The 15,504-nt window shown below is 34.5% G+C and carries 16 protein-coding genes; 4 read left to right on the forward strand and 12 right to left on the reverse strand.

Annotated features, from left to right (window positions below; genetic code table 11):
- Positions 1–64: 64 nt before the first annotated feature.
- From GQS07_RS12280 to GQS07_RS12315, 8 genes are all read right to left on the reverse strand, one after another.
- Entirely contained in the window at positions 65–1,060 is a 996-nt protein-coding gene (locus GQS07_RS12280) for a nucleotidyl transferase AbiEii/AbiGii toxin family protein (RefSeq protein ID WP_158211077.1), read from the reverse strand.
- Complete coding sequence (locus tag GQS07_RS12285) at positions 1,050–1,652, reverse strand: DUF6088 family protein (RefSeq protein WP_158211078.1); 603 nt, start codon at positions 1,650–1,652, stop codon at positions 1,050–1,052. Before GQS07_RS12285 ends, GQS07_RS12280 begins: the two co-directional genes overlap by 11 nt.
- A gap of 851 nt (positions 1,653–2,503) precedes the next feature.
- Positions 2,504–3,274: an SMI1/KNR4 family protein gene (locus GQS07_RS12290; protein ID WP_158211079.1), complete on the reverse strand. Its 771-nt coding sequence runs from the start codon at positions 3,272–3,274 to the stop codon at positions 2,504–2,506.
- A gap of 115 nt (positions 3,275–3,389) precedes the next feature.
- On the reverse strand, positions 3,390–3,935 hold the full coding sequence (locus GQS07_RS12295) for a YqiA/YcfP family alpha/beta fold hydrolase (protein WP_233269278.1): 546 nt from the start codon (positions 3,933–3,935) through the stop codon (positions 3,390–3,392).
- A gap of 29 nt (positions 3,936–3,964) precedes the next feature.
- The gene (locus GQS07_RS12300) at positions 3,965–4,303 is read right to left on the reverse strand and encodes a hypothetical protein (RefSeq protein WP_158211080.1); all 339 of its coding nucleotides are present in this window, start codon (positions 4,301–4,303) and stop codon (positions 3,965–3,967) included.
- 104 nt (positions 4,304–4,407) lie between these two features.
- On the reverse strand, positions 4,408–5,304 hold the full coding sequence (locus GQS07_RS12305; protein ID WP_158211081.1) for a WYL domain-containing protein: 897 nt from the start codon (positions 5,302–5,304) through the stop codon (positions 4,408–4,410).
- A gap of 27 nt (positions 5,305–5,331) precedes the next feature.
- Positions 5,332–5,733: a hypothetical protein gene (locus GQS07_RS12310; RefSeq protein WP_158211082.1), complete on the reverse strand. Its 402-nt coding sequence runs from the start codon at positions 5,731–5,733 to the stop codon at positions 5,332–5,334.
- Positions 5,734–5,824: 91 nt separating this feature from the next.
- Positions 5,825–6,892 (reverse strand): SMI1/KNR4 family protein, encoded by a 1,068-nt coding sequence (locus GQS07_RS12315; RefSeq protein WP_158211083.1) that lies wholly within the window; start codon positions 6,890–6,892, stop codon positions 5,825–5,827.
- A gap of 258 nt (positions 6,893–7,150) precedes the next feature.
- Here GQS07_RS12315 and GQS07_RS12320 point away from each other — a divergent pair, with 258 nt between their 5' ends.
- Positions 7,151–7,708 carry a hypothetical protein gene (locus GQS07_RS12320; protein WP_158211084.1) on the forward strand — a complete coding sequence of 186 codons (558 nt, stop codon included), beginning with the start codon at positions 7,151–7,153 and terminating at the stop codon, positions 7,706–7,708.
- Between the two features lie 73 nt (positions 7,709–7,781).
- Here GQS07_RS12320 and thrC read toward each other — a convergent pair whose 3' ends face one another.
- The 3 genes from thrC to thrA are packed head-to-tail and all read right to left on the reverse strand — an operon-like array spanning position 7,782 to position 12,444.
- Positions 7,782–9,071: a threonine synthase gene (gene thrC / locus GQS07_RS12325; protein WP_158211085.1), complete on the reverse strand. Its 1,290-nt coding sequence runs from the start codon at positions 9,069–9,071 to the stop codon at positions 7,782–7,784.
- Positions 9,068–9,991, reverse strand: a complete 924-nt coding sequence (locus tag GQS07_RS12330) for a homoserine kinase (protein WP_158211086.1) — start codon at positions 9,989–9,991, stop codon at positions 9,068–9,070. Before GQS07_RS12330 ends, thrC begins: the two co-directional genes overlap by 4 nt.
- A 2-nt stretch (positions 9,992–9,993) precedes the next feature.
- Positions 9,994–12,444 carry a bifunctional aspartate kinase/homoserine dehydrogenase I gene (gene thrA / locus GQS07_RS12335; protein ID WP_158211087.1) on the reverse strand — a complete coding sequence of 817 codons (2,451 nt, stop codon included), beginning with the start codon at positions 12,442–12,444 and terminating at the stop codon, positions 9,994–9,996.
- Positions 12,445–12,538: 94 nt separating this feature from the next.
- Here thrA and GQS07_RS12340 point away from each other — a divergent pair, with 94 nt between their 5' ends.
- The 3 genes from GQS07_RS12340 to GQS07_RS12350 all read left to right on the forward strand — a co-directional run bounded on the left by GQS07_RS12340 (position 12,539) and on the right by GQS07_RS12350 (position 15,014).
- Positions 12,539–12,679 (forward strand): hypothetical protein, encoded by a 141-nt coding sequence (locus tag GQS07_RS12340; RefSeq protein WP_158211088.1) that lies wholly within the window; start codon positions 12,539–12,541, stop codon positions 12,677–12,679.
- A gap of 244 nt (positions 12,680–12,923) precedes the next feature.
- Entirely contained in the window at positions 12,924–13,781 is an 858-nt protein-coding gene (locus tag GQS07_RS12345; protein WP_158211089.1) for a helix-turn-helix domain-containing protein, read from the forward strand.
- 48 nt (positions 13,782–13,829) lie between these two features.
- Entirely contained in the window at positions 13,830–15,014 is a 1,185-nt protein-coding gene (locus GQS07_RS12350) for a multidrug effflux MFS transporter (RefSeq protein WP_158211090.1), read from the forward strand.
- 33 nt (positions 15,015–15,047) lie between these two features.
- Here GQS07_RS12350 and GQS07_RS12355 read toward each other — a convergent pair whose 3' ends face one another.
- Positions 15,048–15,488, reverse strand: coding sequence for a hypothetical protein (locus GQS07_RS12355; RefSeq protein WP_158211091.1), 441 nt, complete (start codon positions 15,486–15,488; stop codon positions 15,048–15,050).
- Between the last annotated feature and the right edge of the window lie 16 nt (positions 15,489–15,504).

Consider the following 15,504-nt stretch of genomic DNA (forward strand, 5'->3'; position numbering starts at 1 on the left):
AAGATAATTTAGGCAATGTTGCTAAGTGCAACACGAAGAAAAGCAAGAAGATATTTTTATAAGGTTAATCTCCATTAAACAATCTCTCTATCTCCTTTATTCTAACAAGTAAATCTTCCCAAGACAAACTACTCCCTATAATCATGTTATCTTGCATTATTTTATAATCTTTTTCCCAAAGAACAATAACTTCTATAGGAGGAAATATACGTAACTTCCCTTTTACATGATTACTATAATCCATATCACGTAAAGGAGTTATTGTTTTTCTATGCTCAACAATAACTTCAAATAAATGATGGTCATTTAATGCCATTGTACCATAAATAGAAGCCATTAATTTATCTAAATCATAGAAATGACGTGTTAATCTATCAGTTCTTATCTTATTTATTGGCTTAGAAAACTCCTCATGCAATAACAAAATCTTCTCAATACAAGTTCTTGTAGGTATAACAACCTGTACATCAAATGGTAAATCAGAAAAATCTAAACTTGCATATTGAGCATCAATAAATGAAGAAATCTCCTTAACTTCCATAGGTTCAATTAATGATCTTGCTCCTATTTCTAAAAGCACACGCTGATGTATATAAACATTCTTATTAGGAACAATAGAGTGATAATAAATTTCTAATATATTAGGATCACTTGTGTCATCTACCTGAGCATTATATTTTATTTCATATTGACTACAATCTATATTTAAAAGTTTTAATTGAGCTATTAATTCTTCTCTAAACTCATTTATGATAAAACCTCCTGATGTTTTTCTGAGCTTCTTTATCTGAGATTTTGATTTCAACTCTCCAAAACCTAATAACTCTCGATCAATAATTAAATCAATATCTTCAGAAAATCGGTTAATTAAACTATATGCTTTACTCAAAGAGGTACCTCCCTTAAAAATAATTGATGAAGAATATTGTGATTGAAATATTGCCCTTAAAATCATACAAACCCACCAATCTTTTTCAACTACAAATGTAGGTAGTCCTTTAACACTAGCTACTTGTTCTAAAACAGCAATTCTTTGTTTTTTATTTAATTCAATCCACATAACACTCCTTTATTAATTTCTGAATTCTTACTGGTGCATATTGTAATTGAGTATCCAAAACTTGCTTATCTACACGCAAAATAGCTGGCTTTATTTTATTCAAAAAATCATTTGACACACCATCTTTTCCAACTTCTTTAAATGCCTGTACAATCAAATGCAAAAGCTCATTCTTGATAGCAAAACTTTTAGGAACAGTTCTTTTAAACTTAATTGTACGAGTGTCTATTTTGATTTCTCTTTGTGAACCATCGGTCAAATAAACAGTTTTTAAAGGCACTTGAGTAGTTAATCCTAGTAAATACAACGCTAATACTCCTGTCGGCGCAATTCGCGCTTTATCTCTCTTGGCAATTTCTCTTGCCACTTCATCTATATCTGGATAAATAGTACCTAACAATGGATCTTTTTTAGGTTTTAAATAAATACCATGTGCTAGTCTTTCTACAACAGATGTTTTTTCAACACGAGAAAGTACTTTTCGGATATTTTCAGGAGAACCATATTTACAAAAATCTTCAGCGAAAAACATCTCTCCACGTGAAGATTTCAAAATCTTTGTTTCTATTTGTTTTTTAACTGAATCTGACATCTATTTATATTTTTATTTTGTCACAAATTTAATGAATTTTTGTGACAAATAACACAAGAATAAACTTGCAATAAAACATATACAAGATACTAATAATCAATATACAGAATTACAAAAATCATAAAAAACAAAAAATTAAAAACCACCAATACTAACCAACTAATTATCGCTATAAAACAGCAAATAATGGAAGTTTTAAATAAAGTATCTATTTACTCTCTATTCCATCCTTTTTTCTTATATTTACACTATATCATACTCACACACAGTGTGATAATTATAAAAAACTATTATAAGTGCTTAAATTCAACTCTAAGAATTAATTCACTACTTGCGACTAAAAACAGGGTCGTATTTCTACTTTTTTTCAAAAATTTTACTGGTTTTCAAAACAGCAAAATCGTGTTCAATCCGAGTATTAGTCGTGATTTGTAGCACCATTGTTCGGAAAAGCCACCCTTTTTCCGAAGCTCACTCGAACAATTCCCGAACAACATCCGAACAAATGCTTTTCCAACATCCTGAATCCCTTACCCAGTAAGGGTTTGAACTACATTACCTTGCTTTGAAACACTAAAAAAGTGGTACTTTTTATCTTTTTACGGTGTTTTTTACAAACTTTAGTTCATCGTATTGTTTTTTTTATAGCGCTGTTTTTTATTTTCGTAAATAGCATATTATGCGATTGTTGTTTTTATTAAAACACTGTAATTCATTCATTTAAAAAAACTTACATACTACATCTTTCTATGTATTTAAAAGCACAAAATTATTCTACAACGAAACCATTAGGCACAAAAAAAGCACTGCTATAAACAGTGCTTCTATATATCTTTTATAATTAAGATTGATTACATCTCAAAACTTGTTGGCAATACGCCATAGTCAACTAAATTAAACTCAGGAAATTTAGCTTCTAACGCTGTAGTCCATTGTTTGATTTGACCTTGTTTTTTAACGCTGTCTAAACTTTCTTTGTAGTCAATAAAATACGTTGGTGTACTTCCTGAACCGTAAGTTAAGCGACTCATCTCAATTGCTTCTCCATTTAAAACGGCTTGTGCAATGTATTCGTCTACTCCTGCTTCTGATTGTTCTGACAATGTCCATTTACTTGTCAACTTTAACGGCAACGCTTGGTATAACGCTTCTTCATCTTTTGTTGTAATAGCAAATTGCACACACCAACTTTTTTCTGAATTGTCTAATGACAATACATCTTCGTCTTCTAATTGTTGTAAAGCGTACGTAATTAACTCTTCAAATGTGAAATCTGTTTTCTCAATCTCATCGTCAACCCAATTGAATATACGCTGACTATTCACCTTCTCCGTACGTAAAATCCAATAATCCTCTCCTCCATTATCACCAATCATCAAATAATTTGGCACAGCTTCTTGTAAGTACGAATTTTGTTCTAAGAAATCGCTAACGTCTGTAAATAGCCCTTGAACGAAATCTTGTTGCATTCCGAAAGTCAACAAAAAGTCACGGTAATATGCTGGAAATGCAATTCCTACTTCTTGTTCTAAATTCGCAACCTCTGCTTCTGTCATTGGAATGTAAAAAACTTTGTCGCCAACAGCTTTTACTCTTTCCATTATATCTTGATAATTAATCATATCTATGTGAATTAATTTTACTTTTCTATTAATAGGCAAAGTTACAACAGATATCAAGGGTTTTAAGCTTTTGAAGGTAGTTTATTTACAGCAACTACTGAATTTCAACACGTAATTAGTGGGTTTCCTGTTCTCCTATATAAGCTTTTATATACCCTATATAGGCTTCAAAACGCTCTAATTGATGGTTATCGTCAACATAAACCACAACGGTATTTGGTTGATTATAAATATCATATTGGGTGAAGTCAAGTACTTCATCGTTTTTAGCTAACAATAGCAAGGCATCGCTAACTTGTGGAATAACAACCAATGCATTTTGTAAATTATCGGTAATTGGAACGGGGACGCGAAGTTGGTTTGTATAGTTCAAAAGCGGACTCGTTAAGACTAATATCGTCTTTAAACCGTTTGTTTGACGCATTTCTCTCAACTGATAAGCAAAGTTTGCTCCTGCTGAATCTCCTACAACGATTACCTCTTGTGTGTTGGCAACGGCTGTAAAAGCAATGTTCATAAAGTCTTTAAAATTGGTATCGGGAGTCCACTCAAAGGCAATCATTTCAACCCCTTTCATTGCTAATTGAAGGTTTAGAAATTTACGCGATTGTCTGTTTGAACCATACCCGTGAAAATAAACTAAGGTTTTTTGTATGTGCAATTCTTTTCTTTTAATGTGTTTTTCTATGCTTACTCCAACGCTATATAGTAAGTTTTGTCTTCATTTTCGTATAAAAATACAATTGCTTGCGCATCTGGATTGTGTGGCTCGTTTAAAGCAGTGTAAAACGTCATTCTATCTACTAAAATAGCTTTTGGTGATTTAATACTGCTAAACTCAAGTGTAGAATGCAAGGCTTTTATTTTTTTCAAAAATGCCGCAAGATCAACACACCCAACGCTTATAGCTCCGTTCTCTACATTCTTTTGCCCAACATAACAACAACTTTCAAACGCTTGCTTTGTTGCAAAGTATTTACTCTCTACTATTGTTTTTGTACGTTTCTGGTTTAATGCTGTATTACTCATAATTAACTGCTCCAATTGTTTATAATTTCCATAGAGAAAACAACTCCGTTTCTCTAACATTTCTAAAATAATACAGTCAATGTTGTAAAACGAAACATCTATAACTAAACGTATCTATCCAAGGCTTTTTGCAGTTTATTTTTAATGTTGGTGCGCAACTCTACAGGTTCTAACACTTCAATCGCGCTTCCGTACGAAATAAGTAAACTTTCTAATTCGTGATTTAACCTAACTGTAATAGAGAATATCATATAGTCAGCGGTTATTTCTTCCTCTTTGAACGAGTCGTGCCAAGGCAAAGTGCGTATGTAGTTAATTGCACTTTGATCACACTTCAAGCGCACATAGCTAATTTCTCCCCGTTGGTCAATACCAATCGTATTGTCAAACATCGCAAAACTATCTACTTCTGTCAGCGTAAACTCCTTTTGAGTAATCTCTAAGTCGTGAATGCGGTCTAAAGCAAAAATATTGTGATCACGATTGGCTAACGTTCTCGTAATTATGTACCAACGATTGAGATATTCCTTGACAAATAATGGTTCTATAATATAAGTAGTCGGTTTGTCATCTTTAAACGATTCGTAGACAATTTGCAGTTTTCGCTTGGTCAAAATTGCCTCCAAACAAAGGGGCAAATAGGCATAACCTTTCCCTCTAACGCGATGTCCAAACTGTACATAGCGAAATAAAATAGGATCGTCTAACACCTTTTGGCTAAATTGTTCCAAACTAATGATGTTCTTTATATTTTGGTAGTTCAACAGCATTTCTTCTTGGTTGTCATCTGTATCTAACTGATAACATCCTTCAAGATGACTGTGTACGATATTGATTCCTAAATCGCGGGTTTTACTTAGTACTTTGGTGATAAAACTTGGTTTAAAAGGTAATCCTTTATCCTCTAAAGCGTCAGCAAATGAAGTGCGTGAATACTTCTTAGGACTTAAGAATAGATTGTCCAAAAGCAGAATAATTGCCTGAAATTGGTCTGTTGTCATTTATTTATATTTTGTAAGGTTGTTATGCTAAATCACTACTATCCAAAGTGGCATTGGAAAACTACCATCTACAGTGTATAAAATATCACTCATATTGGTATATCTTCCTTTATAAAGATGCTTTCCGTCATACGTATAGAGTACATCACTCATATTCGTATAGCGTCCTTTATAAATATGCTTTCCATCAAAAGTGTACAAAATATCACTCATATTGGTATATCTTCCTTTATAAAGATGCTTTCCGTCATACGTATAGAGTACATCACTCATATTGGTATAACGCCCTTTGTAAATATGCTTCCCATCAAACAAAAAAAGCTGATCGCTCATATTGTTATAACGGCCTTTATAGAGGTTTTTCCCGTCAAATGTACAGATGATATCACTATTGTTAGTATATCGCCCTTTGTGAATAGTAGTAGGCATAAGTAGTCTATTGGTGTAATTCTAAAATTACCCAATTTATTTCAATAGCAGTCGATAAATGGTAAGAATATTAAGAAACGACTTGTAATCTCTAAAAAGCACCGTGCTCTACGATAAACATATACTTTTCTGTTCCTCCTTGTTCGAGTGAGCCTATTTCTCTGTAAATCAATTCTTCTAAAGAACCAGCAACAACCGTACGTTCCCACGCTTCGTTTTGTAGTTCAACTATTTGTCCGTAATCGCCTTTGTCAGACGGATCAGTGTCTATTAAAAGGAAATCACCATTACGACCTTCTGCAAACGGAATCCATTTAGGGTTAGCATATCCTGTGGCTTTAATTTTATCGGAGTATTTAGCTAATAGGTCTGCATCTACATCCTCATCGCCTAATAGTCCGTTCACATTTTCCCATGCATCACCAATACGGTCAAACGGCAGTAAGTCGTAATCCCATCCATTTGCATGTAGGCTAAACGCCGAAGTAACAGCATTCCACTTTACATTATTCGCTTTGTAAAAGTTCACTAAAACCGCAGGTAACACAACTCCTTCCAGTTCTTCGCTTACTTGGTCAAACTGCTCTTTTGTAATCCCATGTGTCAGGTTGTAGTATTTATTATCACTCTTCACCACCTTGCTAATCCCCGTCAACCAATCGCTCCAAACTGCTTGTAAATACTCATATCCCTCATCCATTGGCAATACGTCAACTACCGGCACTTCTTGTTTCACGTATTGTTGAATACTTAGTGCATACAAATATCCATCGCGCAAGCTGTACCAAACTGAAGTATCATTAAATACAAAAGCACCTGAAGTGTCGGTGTCCCACAATTTAACGCGCTCTGCTGTGTGTTCGTTATAGTATTTTACAGGGTCTGACTCACCTTTCATACTCAATTGTCCTGTAAATGTAGATTGAATAGCTCCTTCATAGTTATCTATTTGGCAAGTTAATTCTAATGCATCCACCAATTGGTCAACTTTTGAAAAGGCGCGAATACCCAAAAAATTCCATATATATACATCGTTGTACTCCCCAGTAAACAATTCGGAGTTTCCTAATAATGCGTGTAATTCGTCAATGTGAAAAGGAAAAGATAATTCTTTACCACAAAAGGTAAACCCTAAATCTGAGAAGTCTGCTGTAATCATATATATCGTTTTCGCGAATATAGGAAAAAGGAAGGTTTTGAAAAGAAATGTATTATTAAAATGTTTTACAAAAAGCAACTCATAGATACTAATTTTTAACTAAATTATTAAAAATATTTTTTATTATTTCATTTAAAAAACAACTCAAAAAGACTACTTAAGCCAATTTAACAAAAAATATAGTTGTCTGAAATATAAAAAAAAGCTAATTTTGATTTTTCTTAAAATATTAGTTAATAACTTAAAATTCAAAGTCAAATGAAAAAGATGATTTATTTTACATTTCTATTCTTAATAACTTTAAATGTAAATGCCCAAGATTTTAAAGAGCCTAGCTTTATAGGAGAATGTTTATTAATCAAACCTGATAATACAACAGTTTTATTAGAAAAACATCTAACTCAAAACAGAACTGTTTCATCTACAGGCTTAATGCTTACAGGAATAGGAAAAGTTAGAACTCAACTTCAAATACCTGGTTGTTGTTCTAAAATTGCAGTAAATCAAAATGATAAAATTCAATTTATAATTAAAAATACTGAAAATTCAACTGACCCATTCTCTATCATCAAAATCTTTAAATTCGAAGCTAAGAAAAAATTTAGAAGAGCAGAAGTTAGTTCAGCAAGTAATTTTGGAACAAAAAAATCTAATAACTTTGAAAATATTACTTTTACTGGTGAAAAATTTGGAGAAAGTTCTTATTTAATAAATGTTGACTCAATTGAACCTGGAGAATATGGAATTATGATATTAAACCCTAATTCATTAGATGAAAAACAAGTCGTTATTTCAACATTTGTTGTTTCTAAATAACTTAAATAAAATTACAAAAAAAGGGCGAATTACTTCGCCCTTTTTTACTGCTAAAAAATGTTTATTCTGAAATCTACTCTAACAAGTATTGCTTTAATTCATTGTATGTGTTGATGACAACTGATTGTTTTTCTTTTGTCATTAACGGTTTTAGAGCCTCTGGCACAGGGATTTCAATACCCAATGTTTGCTCAATGCTTTCAGGGAATTTTACAGGATGGGCAGTTTCTAAAAACACCCCTGTATATCCTTTGTGTTGCGCCATAAACTGTGTTAGTCCTAAATACCCTACAGCTCCGTGAGGATCTAATAAGTACCCTCGCTCTTCATATACCTTTTTCAACGTAGCTTTTGTCTGCATATCATCAAAAGAATATGAAGAGAAAACGTTAGATAGGCTTCCATATTGCCTTTCAAACAACTCAAATATTCTAATAAAGTTGCTCGGATTACTTACATCCATTGCATTTGAAATTGTCTCTTGTGTTTTATTAGGCTTGTAATCCTGCGTTTTCATAAAACGAGGCACTGTATCATTTATATTTGTAGCCGCCACAAAATGTTCTATTGGCAAGCCCATTCGCTGTGCTAACATTCCCGCACAGATATTACCAAAATTACCACTTGGCACAGTAACCACTATCGGTTTTCCTTTACCTTTCAATGCTTTATAGGCAAAGAAATAGTAAAACATCTGTGGCAACCAACGCGCCACGTTAATCGAATTGGCAGAAGTTAAATTACAATCTTTCAACTCTTGGTCTAAGAAAGCTGTTTTAACCATCTCCTGACAATCGTCAAAACTACCATTAACCTCCACAGCGCGGATATTTCCTCCTAATGTAGTCAACTGTTTTTCTTGAATACTGCTCACCTTTCCAGAAGGATAAAGGATAACAACCTCAACCCCATTTACTCCGTAAAAACCATTAGCTACCGCCCCTCCTGTATCACCAGAAGTTGCCACTAATACTTTAATATTCTTATTTTCTTCTTTCGTAAAAGCTTGTAAACAACGCGACATAAAACGAGCTCCAACATCTTTAAATGCTAAAGTTGGACCGTGGTATAACTCTAAACTTGCAACATCTTCTTCTACTTCAACAATTGGGAAGTCGAAACACAACGTTTCTGCTACCAATTGCTTCAGTGCTTCATCACTCATCTCATCTCCCACAAAAGGCTTGATAACTTTGTAAGCTATTTCGTGATTACTGTAATTTTCTATAGTGTCGATAAATTCCTTGTCTAACTTTGGAATCTCCATTGGGAAATACAATCCTCTATCAGGAGCTATTCCACTGATTGCCGCTTCTTTAAAAGACGCTTGCAACTCTGGATTTGTTATGCTGTAATATCTCATTTCAATTCTTTTATACCCATTGGATTAATAGCCGAAATATGTATTTCATTCTCATAATCAGCATTAGCAACTACTTCTTTCATCGCCGCCGCCACTCGCTCTGCAGCTTCTCTACCTCTTGACAAGGCAAACATTGATGGTCCGGCACCTGAAATACCACCTCCTAAAGCACCATTGTCATAAGCTGCTTGTTTCAACTTGTCAAAATTTGGAATAAGCAATGAACGCATTGGTTCTACAAACTCATCGTGTAAAGAACGACCAATAAGCTCATAATCCTTTAAAAACAACCCGCTGACAAGTCCCCCAAGGTTTCCACATTGTACCACCGCTTTTCTCAAAGGCACAGTTTGCTTTAACACAGATCGAGAATCTTTTGTCTTTAACTCAATTTGCGGGTGAATCACAGTAGCATACAACTCCTCAGGAGCTTCAATTGCAATGATATCTAATGGTTCGTAACTGCGGATGAATGCAAAACCACCTAACAAAGCAGGGGCAACATTATCTGCGTGTGCCGCACCACTTGCCAATGCTTCTCCTTGCATTGCATATTCAATCAATTCAAGGTTAGTCAACGGATAACCACACAAAGCGTTTATTCCGTAAACCGCACCAGCAGCACTTGCAGCACTACTTCCGATACCACTTCCTGCCTTTATATTTTTATAGATTGTGATGTCAAAACCAAAGTCAGGTTGCAACTTTTCCAACAAAGCTAATCCTGCTACACCAGCTACGTTTTCCTCAACTGCCAAGGGTAAATCTGCTCCGATTATTTCTTTAATTCTAATTCCTTTTTCTGCGCGTTTTTCAATAATCATTTCATCTCCAACGCTGTCCAAGCATACTCCTAACACATCAAATCCACAAGATAAGTTGGCGATTGTAGCCGGACAAAATATTTTTATAACTTCCATAACTAATTCAATTTATTTCCAATTCGTATTACATCTGCAAAAATTCCTGAAGCAGTAACTGCTGCCCCTGCTCCGGCCCCTTTGATTAACAGTGGTTGCTCTTGATAACGGTCTGTAAAGAACAACACAATATTGTCTTTCCCTTCCAAATTGTAGAAAGGGTGTTCTTTATCGATAAATTGCAAACCTACTTTGGCACTTCCGTCTTTATACGTAGCCACAAACTTCAAACGCGCTTCTTGTTCTTGTGCCTTGTTGTACAATGCCTCAAAGTGAGCTGCGTTGTCTTTCATAGATTGGTAAAACTCCTCTACTGTTTCTGCTTTCAAACACGCTTCTGGCAAGAACGAATCAACAGCAATGTCTTTTTCCTCTACGACATAACCACTCTCTCTCATCAAAATAAGCAACTTGCGCAATACGTCAATTCCACTTAAATCAATCTTTGGATTGGGCTCAGTGTATCCTTCCACTTGTGCTTGATGAACAATTTGGTCAAAAGGCAACTTCCCATCGAAATTGTTAAAGATGAAGTTCAAACTACCACTTAATACAGCTTGAATTTCTTTCACTCTATCTCCTGATGCCACTAAATTTTTCAGTGTATCTATAATTGGTAATCCCGCACCCACGTTTGTTTCATATAAGAAAGGAGCGTTGTATTTACGAGATAAGTCTCTTAGTAATTTGTAGTACGCATAGTCAGAAGAACACGCCACTTTATTACAAGTAACCACTGCAATACTATTTCTCAAATAAGACGCATAAGTCATTGCTACCTCAGCATTTGCTGTATTGTCAACAAAAACACTATTACGCATATTCAACACTTTGATTTGTTCTAAGAACGCCTCTTGGCTTGCAGGTACTCCATTTGCTAAATCATCTTTATAGTCTGTCAGGTCAATCCCCTCTTCATTGAAAAGCATCTTCTTAGAATTTGCCATCCCAACCACGCGAACATTAATCTTCAAGTTATTTTTCAGATAAGCGTACTGATGTTCAATTTGCTCTAAGAACTTACCACCTACGTTTCCAACACCCATTACGAATAAGTTCAACTGAACTACCGCCTCTTCAAAGAACGCTTCGTGTAGTGTATTCAATGCTTTCTTTACATCTTTATGAGAAATAACAACTGAAATATTACGCTCAGACGCCCCTTGTGCAATTGCACAGATATTGACGTTATTACGTCCTAATACACTTAACATCTTACCACTTAATCCTTGATGACCTTTTATTTTATCACCAACAATAGCAACAATAGATAAATCAAACTCTACTGCGATTGGCTTAACTTTTCCTTGTTGGATTTCAAACTGGAAAACCTCGTTAATTAAACGTTCTGCTACCATTGCTTCTCCCTCTGCAATTGCAAAACAAATAGAGTGTTCTGACGAGGCTTGTGTAATGAAGATTACATTTATTTCGTTGTGAGATAGTACTTCAAACAACCTTCTTGCAATACCAACAACTCCAACCATACCTGGTCCTTCTAATGTTAGCAAGGCAATTTTATCAATATTACTAATTCCGCGAATTGGATTACATCCCTCATTGTGTGCTTTGTTGCTTACTACACTTCCTTTGGCTTCAGGGTCAAATGTATTCTTGATAAGCATGGTAATATTCTTAGGCAAAATAGGTTCCAATGCCGATGGATACAATACTTTAGCTCCAAAGTGAGAAAGTTCCATTGCCTCTTGGAAGTTGATATTCTCAATTACTTGCGCCTGCTTCACCATCTTTGGATTAGCTGTGTAAATTCCACTTACATCCGTCCAAATCTCCACTTCTTCCAAGTCTAAAGCAGCCGCGATAATAGCCGCTGTATAGTCAGAACCACCACGTCCTAAAGTTGTAATAAACTTATCTTCTGACTCTGCTACAAAACCAGGAACAATGTAATAATCACAATTATTTTTAGCGAAATACTGTCTAATTATTGTGTTTGTTACATCAAAATTAACAGCTGCTTTACCAAAGCGGTTGTTAGTTTTGATCAACTCACGACAGTTGACAGAACAACAATTTTCTCCTTGTGCAATTAACACTTCTCCGATTAAGAAAGACGATAAACGCTCTCCAAAAGACAAGATCACATCCTTCGTTTGCAATGATAATTCTCCTAAATAAAACACTCCTTGTAGCAGTGTTTCAAGCTCATTTAATTTGCGTAAAACGTTACTTAAAATACCCGCTTGTTGGTTTACAGGAATCAACTCACGGACAATATCCAGGTGACGATGAGCGATAACCTCATAGTTTTCGTGATAAGCATCTTCTTTTTTTGACGCCTGATTAGCAGATAATTGCAGTAAATCTGTTACGCCACCCAAGGCAGAAACGACAACAATTACAGGTGATTTTTTATTCTTAACGATGTTTATACATCTCAATATATTGGCGGCATTGGCCACAGAAGACCCACCGAATTTTACTATTTTCATGGTAAATATTATTTTGTGTTGTGTTGAATTAGGATAAAAGATATGCCGGCTGCTTACAAATATGCAAACAACCACCAAATGGGCGATATGTTAATTGATACCCCTTTACGGGGTAGAAGTTGACGATGACGACGATGTAGATGTCGTTAATGATGTAGATACAATAGCAATGCCGCCAACGAAGATTGTTGGTGTAGAAATTGAATTATATGTATTGCCTTGCTTTAACATCTGAAACAAATGTAGAAAACATTTTTTACAATACGCTAATAAATTTTCACTTTTATTTAACGAATAGCACGAATTATGCTTCAAAAACCAATAAATATTCAATAAAAAAAGACACTACTGAACTACACCCTAACCCCTATTTTAACAAGTAGTTAGGAGTTTTTTTGAACAACCAAAAAGCAAGGAGAATTTCAAAGGCAAAAAAAGTTTTAAAATTTGTATTTTTACAACACTAAAAACACAGAATAATGCCACAAAACAAGGTTATCAAAGTTCAAATGTTTGACAAAAACATTCCCATTGAGCTTTATTCTATAGAAGATACAACTGAATTATTCGACTTTGATTACCACTATCAATACAACTTTTATCAGATTTTCTGGTTTACTGAAGTAGAGAATAGTCAGCAACAAATAGACTTTCAATCGTACCCAATCAAACCACAGGAGATATGGATTATCTATCCTGGACAAGTACAATTCTTTGACCCAACTGGGATTAAGGGGTATTACTTGGCGATTGATAAAGACTACTTTAACCGCATTATTCACCATCAACTTAAAGAAAACACTTTCAAGCTCCCTCCTCCGTTACACTTTCACGTCTCGGAAGACAAAGTCTCTCTTTTTAAATCACTTTTGAACTTAGTGGCTTTAGAGTGGAACGGACAAAAGCGTACAGAAGTGTTAGAAAAGTACCTTGAACTTTCACTTATTCACATTCAGGATTTAGAGCGACTATCTGACGCATATTCTCCTAAAGATACACGCGTTTTTCAGTTGCTTGAAATGATTGAGAACAACTACACCAGAGAGCGTAGCAACGACTTTTATGCGCAAAAAATCGCATTATCTGTCAAACGTATGAATGAGATATTAGTGAATGCCACTAATGCCACATTGAGTCAGCACTTACAATACCGCTTACTCCTTGAAGCTAAGCGTTTAATAGGGTATTCTGACTTAAACATATCCGAAATTTCAGCAGACTTAGGGTTCAGTGAAGTCAACTATTTCAATCGTTTTTTCAAAAAAAACACAGGCTTCACCCCTATCGAATTTCGTACAAATGTGAAAAAAGTCCAAGTTGAGTTCCATTTATCGTAAGGAGTAGGTTGATGTAAGGGAGTACATTTGCCGACTTTAAACATCAACATGAAGAATTTAACAAGAACTCAACTTGTGGTGGTTATTATACTATCACTTCTTTCTGCGTTAGAGCCATTCAGTATCGACTTATACTTACCTGGTTTTCTAAAAATTGCAGAAACATTTAAGACTGATATGAAATCAGTACAAATGTCTATTTCTACCTTCTTAGGAGGTTTTGCTGCGGGACAGCTATTTTGGGGAATTATCTCTGATAAGTATGGTCGTAAGATGCCGACTATTATTTCCCTTGTGATTTTTATCCTTGCCACAGTTGCTTGTATTTATTCACAAACGATAGAGCAATTCCTTATTGCCCGTTTCTTTCAAGCATTCGCTGGATGTGCAGGTGTTGTAATTGCAAGAGCAGTTGTTAATGAGTACTTTGACACAGATAGAAGTATGCAAATCTTCTCATTATTAGCAATTATTGCTGGTATTGCACCTATCATAGGCCCTGTGTTTGGTAACTTCCTTATTCGTCATTTTGAATGGCAATCAGCTTTTGTTACCTTATTCATCATTGGTATGATATGTTTACTTGCTGTTATTTTCTTTATGCCAGAAACGATGGTTAAAACAGAAAAGAAAGCTACAAATATTATGGCTGACTTTAAAGAGATTATGCAAAATAACGTATTCGTTAAATACACATTAATCGGTAGTTTAACTTACAGTATTTTGATGATATACTTAGCTAATGCCCCTTCTATTATCATGGATTACGGTGGATTATCATCAAGTATGTTCAGTACAATTTTCGCATTTAACGCCATTGGTTTAGTAGCTGGTGCGTGGTTAGCAAACTCTGTATTAGCAAGATGGTGGACTGTTGAGCAAATTGTAAAATATACTATTTTCTTTGGGATTGTAGTAAGTGCTATATTCTTAGTCTTGTGTATTATGCAAATGCCAATTGTAGAGTTATTAATTCCATTGTTCTTCATTGTATTAACATTAGGAGTGTTATTCCCTACTACAACTAAATTAGCTTTAGCACCATTCACTACGAATAGTGGTTCTGCCTCTGCTCTTTTAGGTTCATTACAATTATTGCTTACATTTATTATATCAGCAATTACCAATTTAATTCCAATTGATATTATGGTATTAACTGGTTATGCCTTATTAGGTTGTCACCTTTTATACTTGTTATGTTACTTGAAAAAGGAACATCCAGTAAAAGCATAAAGCACAAAAGCCACTCGATTGAGTGGCTTTTTTTTATCTATATTCTTGGTAATACTTTTCTTTCAGCATCCGAAAATTGCATGTTTGAGAAACTTGGTCTGTGGTCATTCCATTAATCAAAGGTGTTTCACAATCCCATTCCATAAAATACACCGTATCTTTTTTATGTATTTCCGTTACCCTTGAATTTTTATGCTTTACAATTGAGTCGCCTTTATCCCAATAAAAGACAAAAGAATCATGCCAACGATAATGGTATAACTTCAATATAGTATCTCTCTGTGTGCTTACTTCTTTTCCTTTTACTACATAGTGAAACACCAAGTTTGTAGAGGTATTATAAGGCTTCTCACTTAATATAATTTGGTAGTCATCTTCATCCGTAAACTTATTTACCTTCTCACAGTATTCTTTATCTAAAAAACAAGAAGTAAATAGAAGTATAATTCCCCCTGCTATAACTTTATTTCTCATACTAATTATACTCCAC

Origin of the sequence: Myroides phaeus, from assembly GCF_009799805.1 — a bacterium.
In the GTDB taxonomy this organism is placed as follows: Bacteria; Bacteroidota; Bacteroidia; order Flavobacteriales; family Flavobacteriaceae; genus Flavobacterium; species Flavobacterium phaeum_A.

Excerpts from the sequence above, each read along its gene's own strand:
- GQS07_RS12280 (WP_158211077.1), bottom strand. The coding sequence starts at position 1,060 with ATGTGGATTGAATTAAATAAAAAACAAAGAATTGCTGTTTTAGAACAA.
- GQS07_RS12285 (WP_158211078.1), bottom strand. The coding sequence starts at position 1,652 with ATGTCAGATTCAGTTAAAAAACAAATAGAAACAAAGATTTTGAAATCT.
- GQS07_RS12290 (WP_158211079.1), bottom strand. The coding sequence starts at position 3,274 with ATGATTAATTATCAAGATATAATGGAAAGAGTAAAAGCTGTTGGCGAC.
- GQS07_RS12300 (WP_158211080.1), bottom strand. The coding sequence starts at position 4,303 with ATGAGTAATACAGCATTAAACCAGAAACGTACAAAAACAATAGTAGAG.
- GQS07_RS12305 (WP_158211081.1), bottom strand. The coding sequence starts at position 5,304 with ATGACAACAGACCAATTTCAGGCAATTATTCTGCTTTTGGACAATCTA.
- GQS07_RS12310 (WP_158211082.1), bottom strand. The coding sequence starts at position 5,733 with ATGCCTACTACTATTCACAAAGGGCGATATACTAACAATAGTGATATC.
- GQS07_RS12315 (WP_158211083.1), bottom strand. The coding sequence starts at position 6,892 with ATGATTACAGCAGACTTCTCAGATTTAGGGTTTACCTTTTGTGGTAAA.
- GQS07_RS12320 (WP_158211084.1), top strand. The coding sequence starts at position 7,151 with ATGAAAAAGATGATTTATTTTACATTTCTATTCTTAATAACTTTAAAT.
- thrC (WP_158211085.1), bottom strand. The coding sequence starts at position 9,071 with ATGAGATATTACAGCATAACAAATCCAGAGTTGCAAGCGTCTTTTAAA.
- GQS07_RS12330 (WP_158211086.1), bottom strand. The coding sequence starts at position 9,991 with ATGGAAGTTATAAAAATATTTTGTCCGGCTACAATCGCCAACTTATCT.
- thrA (WP_158211087.1), bottom strand. The coding sequence starts at position 12,444 with ATGAAAATAGTAAAATTCGGTGGGTCTTCTGTGGCCAATGCCGCCAAT.
- GQS07_RS12345 (WP_158211089.1), top strand. The coding sequence starts at position 12,924 with ATGCCACAAAACAAGGTTATCAAAGTTCAAATGTTTGACAAAAACATT.
- GQS07_RS12350 (WP_158211090.1), top strand. The coding sequence starts at position 13,830 with ATGAAGAATTTAACAAGAACTCAACTTGTGGTGGTTATTATACTATCA.
- GQS07_RS12355 (WP_158211091.1), bottom strand. The coding sequence starts at position 15,488 with ATGAGAAATAAAGTTATAGCAGGGGGAATTATACTTCTATTTACTTCT.